The 17,561-nt window shown below is 58.7% G+C and carries 11 protein-coding genes; all 11 read left to right on the top strand.

Annotation, left to right across the window (positions count from 1 at the left end):
* Window positions 1-96: 96 nt before the first annotated feature.
* The 11 genes from OP498_RS10700 to OP498_RS10650 all read left to right on the top strand — a co-directional run bounded on the left by OP498_RS10700 (window position 97) and on the right by OP498_RS10650 (window position 17,527).
* Window positions 97-1,332 carry a hypothetical protein gene (locus OP498_RS10700; protein WP_280553472.1) on the top strand — a complete coding sequence of 412 codons (1,236 nt, stop codon included), beginning with the start codon at window positions 97-99 and terminating at the stop codon, window positions 1,330-1,332.
* Window positions 1,333-1,334: 2 nt separating this feature from the next.
* Window positions 1,335-3,410 (top strand): phospholipase D family protein, encoded by a 2,076-nt coding sequence (locus tag OP498_RS10695; protein WP_280553470.1) that lies wholly within the window; start codon window positions 1,335-1,337, stop codon window positions 3,408-3,410.
* Window positions 3,397-7,218 carry a helicase-related protein gene (locus OP498_RS10690; RefSeq protein ID WP_280553468.1) on the top strand — a complete coding sequence of 1,274 codons (3,822 nt, stop codon included), beginning with the start codon at window positions 3,397-3,399 and terminating at the stop codon, window positions 7,216-7,218. Before OP498_RS10695 ends, OP498_RS10690 begins: the two co-directional genes overlap by 14 nt.
* A gap of 856 nt (window positions 7,219-8,074) precedes the next feature.
* Complete coding sequence (locus OP498_RS10685; protein ID WP_280553466.1) at window positions 8,075-8,350, top strand: hypothetical protein; 276 nt, start codon at window positions 8,075-8,077, stop codon at window positions 8,348-8,350.
* Window positions 8,347-9,006 (top strand): hypothetical protein, encoded by a 660-nt coding sequence (locus tag OP498_RS10680; RefSeq protein ID WP_280553465.1) that lies wholly within the window; start codon window positions 8,347-8,349, stop codon window positions 9,004-9,006. Before OP498_RS10685 ends, OP498_RS10680 begins: the two co-directional genes overlap by 4 nt.
* A gap of 71 nt (window positions 9,007-9,077) precedes the next feature.
* Complete coding sequence (locus OP498_RS10675) at window positions 9,078-10,190, top strand: ADP-ribosylglycohydrolase family protein (RefSeq protein WP_348533482.1); 1,113 nt, start codon at window positions 9,078-9,080, stop codon at window positions 10,188-10,190.
* A gap of 84 nt (window positions 10,191-10,274) precedes the next feature.
* On the top strand, window positions 10,275-10,754 hold the full coding sequence (locus OP498_RS10670; protein WP_280553463.1) for a hypothetical protein: 480 nt from the start codon (window positions 10,275-10,277) through the stop codon (window positions 10,752-10,754).
* 151 nt (window positions 10,755-10,905) lie between these two features.
* On the top strand, window positions 10,906-11,712 hold the full coding sequence (locus OP498_RS10665; protein WP_280553461.1) for a metallophosphoesterase: 807 nt from the start codon (window positions 10,906-10,908) through the stop codon (window positions 11,710-11,712).
* Between the two features lie 404 nt (window positions 11,713-12,116).
* Entirely contained in the window at window positions 12,117-13,349 is a 1,233-nt protein-coding gene (locus tag OP498_RS10660) for a DUF4236 domain-containing protein (protein ID WP_280553459.1), read from the top strand.
* A 138-nt stretch (window positions 13,350-13,487) separates the two neighbouring features.
* The gene (locus OP498_RS10655) at window positions 13,488-16,862 is read left to right on the top strand and encodes a helicase-related protein (RefSeq protein WP_280553457.1); all 3,375 of its coding nucleotides are present in this window, start codon (window positions 13,488-13,490) and stop codon (window positions 16,860-16,862) included.
* Window positions 16,859-17,527, top strand: a complete 669-nt coding sequence (locus tag OP498_RS10650; protein ID WP_280553456.1) for a DUF4391 domain-containing protein — start codon at window positions 16,859-16,861, stop codon at window positions 17,525-17,527. Before OP498_RS10655 ends, OP498_RS10650 begins: the two co-directional genes overlap by 4 nt.
* The last annotated feature ends 34 nt before the right edge of the window (window positions 17,528-17,561 follow it).

The following is a 17,561-nucleotide window of genomic DNA, read 5'->3' as shown; positions in this document are numbered from 1 at the left end:
TTGGCGATGGATGTGTACGATCGGACCAATAATATTCATGTTTATGCTAATGGCTGGAAGCTTCTGCATATCTAGCTAACAGGGAATTTGAAGATAGTGTTTTTATCTCTTTTAGATGACCGGGCACGACCCAAGGGCTCCCGTGACCCGCTTGGTTTTGAAATGGTGTGGACACATTTTGGCCGCAGGGTTGTGGGCAACCTGACCACCATCACCTCCTCATGGCGAATCTTCTCGGTTGGCTTGCTCGGCTTTTACTGGTGCAACCAATTGTGCCGTGATGTGAACCCGGTGGACCGGCAGCAGATATTGCAGCAGCACTTTCTGCGCTACGAACAACTGGCTGCCTACCTACGTAGCAGCGCTGATGACCACGAGATCATGGGTATTACTCGTGTGCGCAAGCGCTTGGCAGAAGCAGGAAAGACGATCTCCATCGGAACCGACCAACGAAGCCTAATCCTCAGTGACCAGGTGAGTTATGGCATCTGGGGACTGTACTCCACCGCTCTGCGAGAGACCGGCCTAGTGCATGGCGATTTACGTGAGTTGACCGATACCGGCTTGGCGATTGTGCGACAGATCGAGGACGACCTTAATCGCAATAAGGACGGGCTGGGAATCAGCTGGTACTGGGCCTTTCTGCGCGGAGAGCGCAAGGCAGTTCCCGTCGCTGACCTCGAGCGCGAAGGCAAGAAATTTGTCGGTGCCATCAGCGCATCGAATGTGCAGGATGAGCTAATCGCGGCACTTTTGCGCGGATCTGGCGATCACCATTGCCAGATTGCCCTGTATGAAGCCTTCCGTGCGTTGCCAAAGCCTGTGTTGGAAACAGCCAAATTGGGTGCCTTGGTCGATACCGTCTGCACGCACACTGAATCCCCGGAGCTCAGCCAGGCTCTGTCTGATGTCAGACAGATCGAGCGCCTTCTAGTGACTGCCAACGTGCTGTTCAATTACTTGCGCCGACAGGACGGCGAGCGGCTGGAGGCCATGGCCATTGCTGTCGACCGGATCTACAGCTTCGAGTATCTGCCTCCCGGGCCAGAGCTTTCCCAGGTTCCTTATGGCGCTGACCTGGAAGCACTGCGGACCCGTTTGCGCAGTGGTGACACTTTGGCCGCCTTGCGCTGCCTGCTGGACATGAACAAAAAAATCATGGCCGGGCGTGGGGGTGCTTCCTGGGTAGAGGAGGGCTCAGATGGTAGGTTAAGGGTTCGGGTCAAGGCCGAAACAGCTCATCTACCGCCGGTCGACGAGCTGCAATCCCACTGGGATTACGACTATTTCCTTAGCTCGTACGCTGGTATCGCGGCCATGGAGCGGCGCTGAGTATGGAACTGAGCACCATTTCCGACGGCTTTCGGGCACAGATCGGCGAGGGCGAAAGAGTAGTTGCGGCTGTCTTCACCACCTACCGCTTCGAGCCGGAGTTCTTCGAACAGGAAATCATTCCTCTGATGTTGGATCAGGGGCTAGCTTTTTCCTCGGACCAGAGGATCAAATCCATCCAGGTGCGCGAAGCGCTGTCCGAGGCCGGTCTGCCGGTGGAAGTGTTCTACGACCTTGACCTGTTTCGTCAACAGGGCACTGTGTCGCCGTCGATGGAGTACCTGCATCATGGCATTCGCGGCGAACGCAGTGCCTTTCACGCCAAGCTAGTGTTGCTGCTGTTGGAGAACGTAGACAGCGGCGAACAGTGCCTGTGCGTGGGTGCGTCTTCGGCCAACCTGAGCATTGCCGGCTGGTGGGAAAATATCGAGTGTCAACACTGGGAGCGGGTAGTCAATGGAGAGCCAAGCCTCCGCTTCCTGAATCAGCTGCGCGCCGACGTCGGCTGGCTAGCAGCGAGACGAAAAGCACCGTTGGGCGATCCGGACAATGCATTGCCGCGCATCCAGTCGTTCCTTAAGCGCTGCCGAAGCTCCAAAAGTGCGTCGCCAATTTCCTACTACGGACTGACAAGCCTCGCTCTGGCCCAGCAGCGCCGGCCCGCGTTCATGCGTTTTCTACGCGATGCCCTGGCCGAGCAGTCACCTTATTACAAGAACTGGACCCTGGAGATCATCTCCCCGTATTTTGCAGAGAATACTGGCTTTGATGGTCACGAACACTTTTTCAACGATCTGGGCGTGCAGGAAATTCACATCTTCCTACCGGAGAACGACCAGGGAGAAGCCCTGTGCAACCGCGAATACTACGAACACCTCTCACAAATCGACGGGATACAGTGGGCCAGATGGTCGCCGGAGATGGTTGGGAGACTGGGATTGCAGACCCCGGTGAACCGCACCACCCACGCAAAGATCTACCATCTCTATAACGGCGTCCAATCATGGGTGTTCGTCGGCTCGGTCAACTTCACCCACCGCGCTACCAGCGACAATCAGGAGGCCGGTTTCTTTACCCAACTGCCCACCCAGACTAGCTTTCTGAAGCCGATCAGCACCGTGCCGGACAAGTGGTGCCCGGAAGATAAGCTGCCAGCCGCCGATGAAGGGCAGGATGATGAAACCAGTTTACCCGACCTTTTCTTGACCTACGACTGGAAGCTGCGCCTGCTCACGGCGTCGCTTGGTGACCGTCATGAAGAGCCGGAGCTGGTGTTCGACATCCTCTCATCCGAAGGCACCGTACAGGTGGCGGATATCCAAGTGAGCCACGATACCAATCCGGCTGCCTGTGATGTCGAGTTTATCGAGGCGCTGCTCAAGAACAGTGGATTCGTTCGGGTCTCCGGCCACTGGCTGCCGAGGGGAGAAGCCATTCCTGCCTTCGAGGTGATGGTTCAGCAGGTCAACTGGACCCATAAGCCGCTGGACCTGCCGCACCTGTCGCCGCAGGAGATCATGCAGATCTATGCCGGGTTGAGTTCTATGTGGCGTAACAAGGTGATCGAATTTCTCAAGGAGCGACAGCTGCGGGAGATGGGCTTGCTGAGCGAAGGCGTGGGCAGTCAGCCACACGAGGGAAGCGGACGGGAGTTCTTTGCCGAATACGCTGAGTTGTTCCATGCTTTTCACAACCTGCGCGGCCTCATGGACGATGCCTCGTCCAAGGAGCGCCTTGGGCGTGTCGACTATTACCTTAGTGGTCAGGGCATGGACAGCCTGCCCACTCTGCTGGAAAGCCTGTACGAAGACGGCCGGGAGCTGGATCAGGTGACTATCTACCTGACACTGCTTTGCCTGCTCCAGATTTACCAACGTCCGGAATACCAGGGCCGGGCCCAGGTCGATCATTACCTGCAGGAATGCCTGCAGAAAGTCGCGGCCATTGAGAGCGCCGGTGAACTACGTTTGATCGACAACGATGCCGAGCGCAGCCACCGCTTCTTCGAGTGGTATCGTGCGCAGTTCTTCCGCGTCTACCGTCAAATTTCGGATAGGAATGATCATGCAGCCGATTGATCTGGCCGCAGCCCGGAAGCTGCTAGATTTCAGCGGCGGTGATCCGCCGCTGGAACCGCTGGGAAAATTGCAGCTGGAGGGCGCGGTGGCTCTGCAGAACATGCTCACCGACCCTGAGGTGGGCATGGGCTACCTGGCCGATGAAGTTGGTATGGGCAAGACCTATATCACTCTCGGCGTGGTCGCCATGATGCGCTACTTCAATCCCGGCTACCGCGTGCTCTATATCTGCCCCAGCCGCAACGTGCAGGAAAAATGGTATGCGCGCGAGCTGCCGAACTTCATCAAGACCAATGTTTTGACGCGCAATTTCAGGATTCGCACGCCTCAGGGAGAATCCGGCACGCCGTCGATTTCCTGTGCTAACGTCGATGACCTGATACACGCTGCGACCACCGGATACTATGGTGACATCTTCGTTCGCATGTCCAGCTTTAGCATGGCGATGGGCGAGGATGAAGAAGGCCTTGAAACCCACCTACGTGAGCTGAAGGAACATGTGCCGAGCTCGGTGATCGGCAAGGTTCCTCGGCACAAGGAGAACATCAAGAAGGCCTATGCCAGGGCCCTCAACTACTTGCTGCCGACCTTCGACCTAGTAGTTATCGACGAGGCACACAACCTTAAGCACCCGTTTGAAAGCAGCGCACGCAACCTGGCCTTGTCGCGCATCCTTGGTTTTAATCAGCAAGAGGGCGATAACTACCGAAAGCGGGTGAAGTCGGCCCTGCTGCTTTCGGCCACGCCGTTCGACCTGAACCCGAAGCACCTTTATAACCAGTTAAATCTGGTCGGCAAGGCTCACCTACTTCCGGAAGAATCGCAGTGGGAGAACAAGGCTTGCTTCAAGGAGGCCATGGCACGCTTTATGGTACGGCGCCTGAACCAGTTGCAGATCCAGCAGCAGCCGTATACGCGAAATATGTACCGGCGGGAATGGCGCAAGGGTGAACGCACCGAGATCGACTTTGAGTCAGACGAGCACAAGCTGATCACCGCCCTCGTTCAGAAACATATCGGCGATCTGCTAGACAAAAAGGGTGGTAACCCCTCTTTCCAGATGGGTTTGCTGGCCTCCTTCGAAAGTTACGCCCAGACCACCCGCTCAGGGCCAGTAGAGTTCGATGGGGAGAAAATGCCAGACAGCCTCAGCGATGCCAGGGATCGGCACCTGATCGCTGCCATCCGCGACAGCTACGTGACCGAGGAAGGTTTTGGCCAGTCCCTGCCGCACCCGAAGATGGACCAGGTCTCCCGGCAGGCAGCCGCGCTGGCGTTGGCCCAGGGCCGTAAGCAGCTGATTTTCGTGCGCCGGGTCAAGAGCGTAACCGAGCTCAAGCAGAAGCTCGATGATGAATACGATGCCTGGATGCGTCGGCATATCGACAATGCCCTTGCGGGGTTGACTGATCAGTTGCGTTTTTTCGACCGCGTCTGGAGTGTCTATTATGAGGCCCGCAACCATAGAGACGATGACATCTCGGGCGGCGAGGCCACAGCCACAGAAGGGGAGGAGGAAGAGCAGCTACCACCCAAGAACGACACCATCTTCAATTGGTTCTTTCGCGGTGAGATGGCTATCGAGCTGGATCAGGCGCTTTCTGATGAGTCGATTCACTGGGTCACGCCGGAAGCAATGAAGAAATCACTGATCTCCAGGAGCAGCGCCAATATTCTGCTTTTCGAGTTCAACTGGGCCGCATGGGTAGCGGAGAACCTGTTCACCACGAGTCTACCGGACCTGATCAGGCAAATGGGTGAACAACGAGTGGACGAGGCCCTAGCCTCGGTAGCGCCGGTTCCGAAAGACGATAGCCTGTCACAATACCTCGCCATACAGCAGGCATTCCTGCAGGAAGTAGCTCGGCAGTACCCGAATATGCCCGGCCTGGACGAACTGCCGGACTATCTGAAGCGCCTGATTCGGGCAGGAAATTTTCGTCCCGGCGAACAAAGGGAAATGCGCCAGAAGCTGTTCGTGCGAACCTTTTTCACCCATCTGCAGGAGACCGATCTGGCGCAGTTTTTTTTCAGAAGCACCGAGGCTCTGGCAATGGCCCTGAAGCGTGGTGATCGAAACCTCTACGAGCGCATTCAACGGGTCGAGATTCACCGCCAGTTGGTGGCCCAATGCTTCCGCAGTGGCCACCCCTTCATCGATCTTTATCTCTCCCGTTTGAGCCTAGGCGAAGCTGAACTGAATGAGGAAAGACGCCAGGAGTGGCTGCGGTCGATATGCAGGATGCTGGACAGCCAGCGATTGCAGGGTGGCTTCAGCTCGGCGAAGGAGTTGGCACTGCTCAATGACAATATTGATCTGATAATCAAGAACAACCTGCCCGGGGTCTATGCAAAAACGCAGGACGAATTGCGCTTGTGGCTGAATCATCAGCTGCCTTCTAGCGCGCCGTTCATCGGTGCAAATGGCGAGACTTCGGCCAACCGCTCCGTGCAGGCGCGCAAGTTCCGCATGCCAGGCTATCCCCTGATGCTGGTTTCTACCGATGTTTTCCAGGAAGGTGAGGATCTGCATACCTTCTGCGACAGCGTGATTCATTACGGACTGTCCTCTTCGCCGGTCAGCATCGAGCAAAAAACCGGGCGCGTGGATCGTGTGGGAGCCATGGCTCATCGCAGGCTGCAGGGTCTGAAGGATGAGGACAACGTCGTCGATGATGACTTCCTCCAGGTCAGCTTTCCCTTTGTGAGGCAAAGCATTGAAGCAATCCAGGTGAGGGCCCTATGCGGTAACTTGAATAAGTTCCTGGCTTCGCTACACGAAATTGGTGTGGCGGGCAAGTCAATGGACGAGTTCGTGGATGCGTCGACGGAACTGTTCAATCGAAATGAGATACCGGAGCAATTGCTTGATTTTCTTGTTTCACCCTATGCCCCCATAGTCCCAAGCTTGTCCAACCCTGAGCTTGCAAAACGGATCGATCATGACTCCCAGCAATGTGCCGAGGGCGTCCGGCACGTTGAGGAAATGGTCAGATCGGCGGTTGGCAGCAGTCTGGATAGCCGAGTCTCGGTCTCAGTGAACCTTCCTGGGCTTGAACAACAGCGCTTCAGCATCCGCTTGGATGCAGCACGTTCTAGTGGCGAAATGCTTTTGCGGATCACCGATGATGGCACGATCGAGGAAATTCGCCTGGCCGATCTGACAAAGGCATCAGTACTGGAACGACAGGCCTTGCTCTATCGGGACACCCTGTATCGAACCTATGCGATTTGGGTGAACGGCGGCTTGAAACTGCGGCGGGATGCAGAAATGCTGGTTGGCAGCTCCGAACTGACCTGTGAATCCGACATTGTCGGCCTGCTCCGCCGCTTTGTGTTCCCGGCCAATGATAATGAGCAACAGCTATCACTTGATGATTTCATTCCAGAGGTTGACGAGGCGGAGGTGAACGCCTACTTGAGCGAACGCTTCCAGTGGAACGGTACCTTTGCGATTAAGTGGCGTGCTGCATCCATGGAGATGATCTTCAAGTTCGACGAAGATCAGCGGCGCAAACATCGGATTCGGGTGAGTTATCGAGGAGGTTGCTGTTATTTTGAGGCCATGGTTGCCGATTTGAGCGTGGTCAAAGGTTTCTCGCGCGACAAACTGCTGCGTAGCACCTGGCTGCGGAATCGGAATGTGGATCTGGTTGGGTTTATGGTCCGTCCTGATGGCTGCCTGATCGCACGTGCCATGCACCCGGCGCTTAGCATGGACTTCGAGGAATTTATCTTCACTGCCTTCGTACTGGCGGTGGAAGCAGACAAAATGGAGTATCTCATCAATGAGGATGATGAATTTTGAATAAACATAAGTATATCATAATTATATTAAAGACATATGCCGAATTTCGGATAGAAGTATTCACATCAGTAACGTCGAACTGATATATCAGTGAAGTGCTGGGACTTGATTATTTGGCTGCGGACCTTTCTCCCATTGTTAAGTGGAGCATCAGCGATTGCTGGACTCTGACCCCCTTTGGGTCGAGTTGGGATTCCAATGTAGTGCTTCGACCAGCCCTTCAATTCTGATATGCCCATGACTGGGATCAGCTGCAACATACCCAGATAACGAAACAGCATCTCGCGGTATTCCATTCCAGATCTCCGCCTGGTGCGGCTATCCCAGCATGCAGAACGTAAAACCCGTGGTTTGATTCCAGTTTTCCTTGGCCGGCCAAGGTGAGGTGGCGTTAATGCGACACGCGTTGTCGCAGCACGAGGCCACACTCTTCCCTATCGCCGGCAAATGCCACAGGCAGGAGGGCCAAGGGTGAGAGAACGTTTCACGATCGATCATCTCGTGTATGAAGTACGCGTCAACGAGGCTAACGAAATCATGTCCGCCATCGTAGGTAGGGCGAACTCGGCCTACCAGGCTTCCGCCTATGACCCTTTCTCTTCGTGGACGACTGTGGGGCGAGCCGCAAGTTAGCGAGGACATTGGTGTGACCAGCTACCCGCAGAGGGTCTACCATGCCGTGCTGGAGCGCGTGATGAACTGGGTGGGAATCGCCCTATGCCTTCAGCTTCACTTTCCTGAGTGATCGACGCCGCTGGATCTATGAACGCGTTGCCCGGCGACTGGCCGAGCGATTCGATTACGATCTTGAGATCACCGGCCGGGCATTTCGGTTTTACAAGCTCAAGGAGGGATCATGAACGAGTCTTCCGATCTGATAGCGCGCCTAACACAGATTCTCTTCCAGCATGACCCCATGGGCACTTGCTGCCGCGAGAATGATGCCTTCGACGAGTACGATCGCATCGCCAGAGACCTGGCCGAGCGCCTCGATGACGGAGACACACCCGATGTCGCGCTGCCCGCAGTGTTGCGCAAGGGATTCGGCGACGAGCTCGTTCAGCGAGCCGACCTGACCGGTGTGATTGAGGCCCTGGAGCATATCGGCCGCCGCACAGGAGGTTCCCCATGACCGATATCTCAAAGGAAGTGCAGCAATGCGCCGCCACGGTGTCCGCAGACGTATTGCTTAGACGGATGGACTATCGCGCGATCGGCCCTAACGCACGCCAAAGGCTGTCGCGCGTGCTCGCCGATCCGCAGCTGGGGCTGGCCAAATCAGAATATGACTTCCACTTTGCCAGCCTGGCTTTCAGCGAGGCCCTCTGTCGGGCCATGGCGATGGGGCCAGCCGACTATCTCGCGGCCTTGGACGCCATCGAGAAACCCCTGAAAGAAGCCCGGCATGCCTACAAGCCCTGGCTGTTCGTCGACACCGGCTTCAAGCGCGCAGATCGCCCGGGAACGGCGATCTTCGTCCTGGCCATCATGGAATCGAAACGCCGGATCCGCCTGCCGCCGGACACCTTTCGGCTTCCCTGGGAGCAGCAACTGCAGCGTGCCCAGCAGGCGGTGCGACGGCACATGGCCGAGAGTGGGGGGGAGTTGCCACTCTGGGGACATATCCAACGCTACCTGTTTTGTTACGCTGAAGACCGCAAGCTGGAACTCTCGACGAGCGGTGAGGTGTTGGGAAACGCCTCGGGCATGGGCATCTCACAGGCCAGCATCACGCTGAAGGGCAAGCCGGTGTCCTTCCTGACCGCTGAAGATGATGAGGCGACATGAGGCGTCGCATGGGACCGTCATGCTGAGGGTTCACGTCTTCGTGCTGCCCCCAATCGACAAGGAGCCAGGCCATTCCTGATATCCCAACTCTGCAGGAACGTTTCACCGGTTGTCTGCTCGGGGGCGCCGTGGGGGACGCGCTGGGCGCCCCGGTAGAGTTCATGAGCCGCCAGAAGATCGTCGAGCGCTTCGGAACGGAAGGTATCGGCGAATATGCGCCGGCCTTCGGGGAGCTCGGGCGGATCACCGACGACACTCAGATGACGCTGTTCACGGCCGAGGGGCTGCTGCGCGCCAATGTGCGCGGCAGCTTACGCGGCATGTGCCATCCGCCTTCTGTTATCGCCCATGCCTACCTGCGCTGGCTGGTGACGCAAGGGGGCAAGCCGACCCCGGAGATCCGCGAAGGGGTACTAGATCACAGTCTGGAGGAGGCGCCGGGGTGGCTGATCCAGCATCGCGACCTGCACCATCGTCGTGCCCCGGGGAATACCTGCCTCTCGGCGCTGCAAGCCATGTCGAGCCTGGGGGACAAGGCCATCAACAACAGCAAGGGCTGCGGCGGGGTGATGCGGGTCGCCCCGGTGGGTCTGTACCTCTGGCCCATAAGAGACGTCGGACGCGCCTTCGAACTGGCGTGCGAAGCGGCCGCCATCACCCATGGCCACCCATCGGGAATCCTGCCTGCCGGTGTCCTGGCGGAAGTGATCCTGCAATTGCTCCACGGTAACACTTTGCCCATCGCGCTCGAGCTTGCCAAGGAGGAACTGCAGAACCATGACGACCATCTGGAAACGCTGCAGTTTCTGATCACCGCCATCGAGCTGGCCGATTCGAACCTTTCCCCCGAGCAGTCCATATCCTTTCTTGGCGAAGGCTGGGTGGCTGAGGAAGCACTGGCCATCGCCGTCTACTGTGCCCTTGTCGCCAAGGATTTCCGCCACGGCGTCATGCTGGCCGTCAATCACGATGGCGACTCGGATTCGACCGGGGCGATCGCCGGCAACCTCCTCGGCGTGATGCACGGGGTCGATGCCATCCCGGCCTCCTGGCTGGAGCCGCTGGAACTGCGCAAAGTGATCACCGAGGTCGCCCTGGATCTGTTGGCCGTGAACGAATGGGACGTGGACGAGATGGGGGGCAAGGACAACGACTGGGTGTGGGATAAATACCCGGGATTCTGAGCGTAGCAGCCCGTTGGCAGCAACACGTCAGTTGTTGCGCTCGGTCATTGAGACCGTCGACCACTATTCAAGGGAGAACTTTCATTGAAACAACCCAAGCGTCTTCAGGACGTATTCACCTGGCTTCCTCCTCAGCAAAGGGTAGGGCGTTTCGGATTTCCTCTCGCTCACGGACCCAGCGAGGAAAAAAGACCGGTCTTCTGGCTCGAATTGTCGGGGGGAAGAAAAGAAGGTGAACTCTATTTCATCAATGACTCGCAGGACACTCTTGACTATGTCAAGGTCGAGGCTGCTGGATTCATGACGGCTGACGATGACACGATTACGCTCGAAGCTGACGGGATTACCTATCACGATGTTCTTCCCCATGAAGCCGTGAAGATAGAAGAATTTGATGGTGTTTACGATCTTGACATAGTCTTCCAGGTTGGCCTGGAAGTGAAGGGGGAGACATATGGAAAGATGCGTATCCGTACACCACCAGGGAAAGGCTTCATCCCTCGGCAAGAGCTGCTCTGGGATAACGGCCAATCCGGGAAAAATGTCGTGGTGGATCGTAATTAATGTTTCACCTTAAAGTTTCATCCGCAGGCTCTATATGCTAATGCAGGAAGTTTATCTATTACGAGATTAATAGAGGAGAATGAAGCGGCGCTGATTTTAGTTGCTTCGTCACCCGAAAAGTAAGTCCCCATATTCGGCATAGGAGGCCTGCATGTATGATCTCATCGGCGATATTCACGGCTACGCCACACCGCTAAAGCGATTGCTTGAAACTCTCGGCTATAAGGAATCGCAAGGGCTGTGGTCGCATCCCGAGCGCCAGGTGATCTTTCTCGGGGACTTCGTCGATCGTGGCCCCGAGCAGGTCGAGACCGTGCGTATCGCCCGGAAAATGGTCGAGGCCGGTACAGCACTGGCGGTGATGGGCAACCACGAGTTCAATGCCGTGGCCTGGGCCAGTGAGAACCCCGAGCGTCCCGGGGAACCCTTGCGCCCCCACAGCGATAAGAATCGCAATCAGCACCAGGCCTATCTGGATCAGGTGGGGGAGGGCAGCGAGCTCCACCGCGAGCATATCGCCTGGTTCAAGACCCTACCGCTCTATCTCGACATGGAGGGACTACGTGTCGTGCACGCCTGCTGGGATCCCAAGTCTCTCGATGTGGTGAGTACTTTTGTCGATGACCACCAGTGCATCCTGCCGGATGCCTGGCCGGAACTGACCCGCAAGAGCTCTGATGCTTACGATGCCCTGGAAACTCTGATCAAGGGCCTGGAGATCCCCCTGCCCGCCGGCAATGAGTTTCTCGACAAGGATGGTATTCCAAGGCACAACATCCGGGCTCAGTGGTGGGAGCTGGAAGGTATCAGCTACCATGGCCTGGCCATGGTGCCAGCTGACGTCATCCACCAGATTCCCCACGACCCGATCCCCGAGGATCTGAGGCCCCCGGGCTATGAGGCCGACAAGCTTCTCTTCGTCGGCCACTACTGGCTCGAGGGCAGGCCAAGCCCCTGACCCCGCACATCGCCTGCCTCGACTACAGCATCGCCGGCCGGGAGTTCGAACCCGGGGAAACACCCAAACTCTGTGCCTACCGCTGGGATGGAGAGAGCGAGCTGGATATCGACAGGTTCGTGTGGGTGGAGGGCCATGAGTAGGCAGCGTCAAGCATAACGGAACTGGACTCATGGTAGCGGATGCCCTTGTAAATCTTCCCGCGTCATTTCTAGTTGGCGAGAGGCGCCGCCCCCTGCGTTTGATCGATCAGCGGCCAATGTTTTCAGCCGACTGGATCAGACGCCTCGCATTTTCCTGCAGAGATGGCAATTCATGTCCCTGGCGCACATGGATACCTGCCTCCCCCCTTTTGAAGCCGCTACACTGCTGTACTGTCTGCATCTACCGACAAGGAGGTCGCCGTGAGCTTTCGCTTCCAGCGCCGTATAACGCTTGCCCCGGGAATTCGGCTCAATCTGAGCAAGCGGGGCCTGGGTCTCTCGGTCGGCCCGCGGGGTGCCAGCCTCAGCATGGGGCCGAGTGGCGTGCACGGCCATGCGGGGATTCCCGGCACCGGCTTGGCCTATCGGCAGAAGCTGAATACCAAGGCACGTCCTGCCAGCGCGCGCTCAGGTACTGTCAGCGGTCGCTCCAGACCTGCCGCCGCTCTTGAGGCGCTATTGGCACAAGGTGAATCGCTCTCTGTGCGACTCAAGATTGATGCAGAGGGTGGCATTCACTACATCCATGGCGACAACACGCCGATGAGCGATGACGAGGCTCGCGTGCTACGACGCCATGCCAGGGAGTCGCTGCGTGAGCAGCTGGAGCGTCACTGTGAACGTCTCAACGCGGATCTTGATCGTCTGGGTCAGTTGCACGAGGAAACCCCGCATCCGCGCAAGAACGGATATACCACGCAGGAATTCACCCAAGCTCCGCCCCCACATCCGCAACAACAGCAGCCTGATTGGTGGCACTTTCTGTGGCCGCCGGCCAAGCGCCACCTGGAGGAGGAGAACCGTCGAAGCCTGGCGGCGTTCAATGAAGCCTACCGCGGATGGGAATCGCGCAAGTCCGAGCATGATGCCATGGAATTTACTCGCCACCAGCGTGAGAGCGAGGAGGTTTGGCATGACCTCGACGCCATGGAGCAGACCCTGCGTGAGCGTCTGGAGGAGATCGACTGGCCCCGCGAAACCGTCATCGACTTCGACCTCGGCAGCGATATCAGCACCATTGCCGTCGACATTGACTTGCCCGGCGAGGAGGAAATGCCTGACCGCTACTGGACCATGCCGGCCAAGCAGGTAAAGCTCACCCTGCGCGAGCTCAGCGACACCCGGCAGCGCAAACTCTACCGCGATCATGTTCACGGCATCGCCTTCCGCGTACTGGGGGCAATCTTCGCCCGCCTGCCCGCCGTGCAGGAGGCGCGCGTCTCCGGCTATCGACAGGTCAATGACCCTGCCACCGGTGGCGAGCGCGATCAGTACCTATACAGCGTGAAAGTCACCCGCGAGCAGTGGGGAAAGATCCACTTCGACCAGCTGGATCAGGTTGACCCCGTGGCTGCCATGGAGGCCTTCACGCTGCGCCGCCACATGACCAAGACCGGCATCTTCCGCGACATCGAGCCGTTCAAGCTGGTGTGAAGGGTGGTAAGCGTTGCGTCGATGACCAAGCCGCTGCGCTTCATGATGCTAACCCCGTGATATAAGCTTGAGGTCATTGCTTAACCAGGACGACGAGACCGCCACAGAGGCGGCCAGGGAACTGCAGGGAGCCGCATAATGGAGATCATCGACAACGTCAGCCGGCTGCTCGGCGACGATTTGAAGGACACCCTGCGCTCCGGTGCTCGGCTCAAGATTGCCGCCTCCTGCTTCTCGATCTACGCCTACGAGGCGCTCAAGGAACAGCTGGAGGCGCTGGACTCGGTCGAGTTCATCTTCACTTCGCCAACCTTCGTGCCGGACCAGGCCAGCGACAAGTTCCGCAAGGAGCACCGGGAGTTCCACATCCCCAAGGCGGAGCGCGAGCGCAGCGTTCACGGTAGCGAGTTCGAGATCCAGCTCAAGAACAAGCTGACCCAGCGGGCCATCGCCCGCGAGTGCGCCGACTGGATGCGCCGCAAGGCCCGCTTCCGCTCCAACCGTGGCCAGGCCGCCATGCAGCCTTTCGCTGGCGTTGCAGCCTCAGGTGGCGACACCGTCTACATGCCCCTGCAGGGCTTCACGGCGGTGGATCTGGGCTACCAGCAGGGTAACGCGGTCTCCAACTTCGTCACCCGCTTCAGCGAGCCCGGCCACACCTCTCAGTTCATGGCCCTCTTCGACCAGCTGTGGCAGGACGAGGAGAAGCTCGAGGACGTCACCGAACGGTTGCGCGAGCATATCGCCTCGGTCTACCGCGAGAACCCGCCGGAGCGGATCTACTTCCTGATGCTCTACCACATCTTCCACGAGTTCCTGGAAGACATCAGCGAGGACGTGCTGCCCAACGACCGCACCGGCTACCAGGACAGCGTTATCTGGCAGAAGCTGTTCAACTTCCAGCGCGACGCGGCCACCGGCGTCATCAACAAGCTGGAGACCTACAACGGCTGCATCCTGGCCGACAGCGTGGGGCTCGGGAAGACCTTCACCGCCTTGGCGGTCATCAAGTACTACGAGTTGCGAAACCGCTCCGTTTTGGTGTTGTGCCCGAAGAAGCTCGCCGACAACTGGCTGACCTACAACCGCAACCTGACCACCAACGTCCTGGCCCAGGACCGCCTGAACTACGACGTGCTGTGCCATACCGACCTGCAGCGTACCCGAGGGGAGTCCTTCGGCATGCCGCTGGATCGCGTCAACTGGGGCAATTACGACCTGGTAGTGATCGACGAATCCCACAACTTCCGCAACAACGACGTCTACAAGGATCGCGAGACCCGTTACCAAAGGCTGATGAACCAGGTCATCCGTGCCGGGGTGAAGACCAAGGTGCTGATGCTCTCGGCCACGCCGGTCAACAACCGCTTCAACGACCTCAAGAACCAGCTGGCCTTGGCCTATGAAGGCGAAGCCGAGAACTTGACTCGCCACCTCAGCGGCGCCCAGGACATCGAGGGCACCTTCCGACGTGCCCAGGCCACCTTCAACGAGTGGTCGGCCCTCCCGCCGGAGAAGCGCACCACGGGGGCCATCCTGCAGGCGCTGGACTTCGACTTCTTCGAGCTGCTGGATAGCGTCACCATCGCCCGCTCACGCCGGCATATCGAAACCTTCTACGACACCAGCGATATCGGCAGCTTCCCGGAGCGCCGCAAGCCGCTCTCGTTTCACTGCCCGCTTACTCACCGAACCGATGTCATCGGCTTCAACGAGATCTTCCAGCAACTCTCCCAGCTCAAGCTCTCGGTCTACGCCCCGATCAGCTACATCCTGCCCAGCCGCCTCAAGAAGTACGAGGAGATGTACGACACCGAGGTGTCCAGCGGGGGCGGTAGCTTCAAGCAGGTGGACCGGGAGAAGAGCCTGCAGGCGCTGATGACGACCAACCTGCTCAAGCGCCTGGAGAGCTCTGTTGCCTCGTTTCGGCTGACCCTGGAGGGTCTGAGAAACAGCCATACCGTCATCCTGGAGAAGATCGAGGCCTTCAAGAAGTCCGGCCGTTCGGAGAACTTCGCGGATATCACCGCGTCCTTCGAAGACGCCGACCCCGACGACGACAGCATTCCCATGCCGGGCGATACCACGGTGGGCAAGAAGGTCCAGATCAGCCTGGAGGACATGGACCTGCCGTCCTGGGAGCATGACCTGAGCACCGACCTGGTGTGGATTGAACTGCTGCTGGAGGAAATGGCCAAGGTTACCCCGGCCGACGATGCCAAGCTGCAGCACCTCAAGACGCAGATCGCCAGCAAGCTGGCCTCGCCGATCAATCCGGGCAACCGCAAGGTGATGATCTTCACCGCCTTCGCAGACACCGCCAAGTACCTCTACGACAACCTGGCGCCTGGCCTGCTGGAGAGCCATGGCGTGCACACCGGCCTGGTGACCGGCAGTGCTGCCCCGAAATCGACCATTGGCGCCATGCCGGGCAGCCGCCAGCACTACGACTTCCAGGGCCTGCTGACGCTGTTCGCCCCACAGGCCAAGAGCAAGGACATGGTGTACCCTGGAGAGGCCCGCGAGCTGGACATCCTGATCGGCACCGACTGCATCTCGGAAGGCCAGAACCTGCAGGACTGCGACACCCTGATCAACTACGACATCCACTGGAACCCGGTGCGCATCATCCAGCGCTTCGGGCGCATCGACCGCATCGGCTCGCCCAACACCAGCATCCAGCTGGTCAACTACTGGCCGGACATCAGCCTGGACGAGTACATCAATCTCAAGGAGCGCGTCGAGAACCGCATGGTGATCGCCGATGTCACCGCTACCGGCGACGATAACGTGCTCAACGCCCAGTCCAACGACGTCGCCTACCGCCGCGAGCAGCTGCGGCGGATGCAGGACGAAGTGGTGGAGATGGAAGACCTCAAGTCCGGCGTGTCGATCACCGATCTGGGCCTGAATGAATTCCGCATGGACCTGCTGGGCTACATGAAGGAGAACGGCGACCTGAGCCGCATCCCGAACGGCCTGCATACCGTCGTGCCGGCCCGCCCCGAGAAGGGCCTGCAGCCCGGGGTCATCTTCACACTGCGCAACCTCAATCAGCGGGTAGGCCACCAAGGCAGAGGCTTGCAGCAGCAGAACCGTTTGCACCCCTTCTATCTGGTCTACATCAGCCACACCGGCGAGGTGATCAGCGACTACACCGAGGTCAAGCGCCTGCTCGACCTGGCCCGCACCGCCTGCAAGGGGCTGAGCGCCCCCGTCGAAGCCGTCTATCGTGCCTTCAACGAGGAAACTCAAGACGGCCGGGAAATGCACGACTATTCGGCGTTACTGGATCAGGCCATCCGCTCGATGATCGAGGTGAAGGAGGACAAGGACATCGATAGCCTGTTCAGCGGTGGCGAGACCACGGCGCTGGTCGATACCATTGAAGGGCTCGACGACTTCGAGCTGATCACCTTCATCGTCATTCGTGAGGCGGGCTCGGCCATAGACACAGGCACGGGTACGGAGCGCCATGCGGCCAGCAGGGAAAGCGAGAATAAAGCACCATGACGGCACCGCTCTACCAGTACCCCGCCAAGACGCTGCTCGGCCGTGTGGTGGCCAAGCAGCGCATACTGGCGCATGTGCGGGCCACCGCCAAGCTCAGGGAGCGCCTGCGGGACGACGTCGCCCAGATCACCTGGCATGCCAAGCTAGCTCATAGCACGCTCAACCTGCCAGGCACCGACGAGGTGCCGGAGCTGCAGGTCTTCGTGATCACCCTCAAGGGCGAGGACTTGCACCGAGACGTGCTGCGGGCCATCGACCGCGCCATTCCCTTTCCGACCCTGTTCGAGCTACACGGCACCCACAGCATCCGTGTCACCGCCGCCTACAAGCGGCCCAGCCAGGCCGACCCCAGCAAATGGGTGCTGGATGACCACTACGCCAGCAGCGACTGGCTGCCAGCCGAGTCGCCCCGGCAACCGCTGCCAACGGCCATCGACCTGAAACAGCTCTACCAGCAGCTGCTGCGCAGCCTGCTTCCAGCGCCGGCTCGACAGGGCGAAGCCTTACCGGATCAGCTGGAGCGCTTGAGGGCCTTGGAAGCTCTCAAGAAGGACGCTGCCACCCTCGAAAAGCGCCTGCGCAACACGAAACAGTTCAACCGCAAGGTCGAGATCAACGCCGAGCTGCGCTCGATCCGCGAGAAAATTGCCGACTATGACACCTGATCACGACCGCAGAGGTCCGGAGATAAATAAGGCC

The sequence above is a fragment of the Halomonas sp. 25-S5 genome (assembly GCF_029889845.1).
Taxonomy (GTDB): domain Bacteria; phylum Pseudomonadota; class Gammaproteobacteria; order Pseudomonadales; family Halomonadaceae; genus Halomonas.
Note: the sequence above shows the minus strand (reverse complement) of the source record. Positions and strands in the feature narration are given on the sequence as shown.

Excerpts from the sequence above, each read along its gene's own strand:
- OP498_RS10655 (WP_280553457.1), top strand. The coding sequence starts at position 13,488 with ATGGAGATCATCGACAACGTCAGCCGGCTGCTCGGCGACGATTTGAAG.
- OP498_RS10680 (WP_280553465.1), top strand. The coding sequence starts at position 8,347 with ATGACCGATATCTCAAAGGAAGTGCAGCAATGCGCCGCCACGGTGTCC.
- OP498_RS10685 (WP_280553466.1), top strand. The coding sequence starts at position 8,075 with ATGAACGAGTCTTCCGATCTGATAGCGCGCCTAACACAGATTCTCTTC.
- OP498_RS10695 (WP_280553470.1), top strand. The coding sequence starts at position 1,335 with ATGGAACTGAGCACCATTTCCGACGGCTTTCGGGCACAGATCGGCGAG.
- OP498_RS10665 (WP_280553461.1), top strand. The coding sequence starts at position 10,906 with ATGTATGATCTCATCGGCGATATTCACGGCTACGCCACACCGCTAAAG.
- OP498_RS10690 (WP_280553468.1), top strand. The coding sequence starts at position 3,397 with ATGCAGCCGATTGATCTGGCCGCAGCCCGGAAGCTGCTAGATTTCAGC.
- OP498_RS10650 (WP_280553456.1), top strand. The coding sequence starts at position 16,859 with ATGACGGCACCGCTCTACCAGTACCCCGCCAAGACGCTGCTCGGCCGT.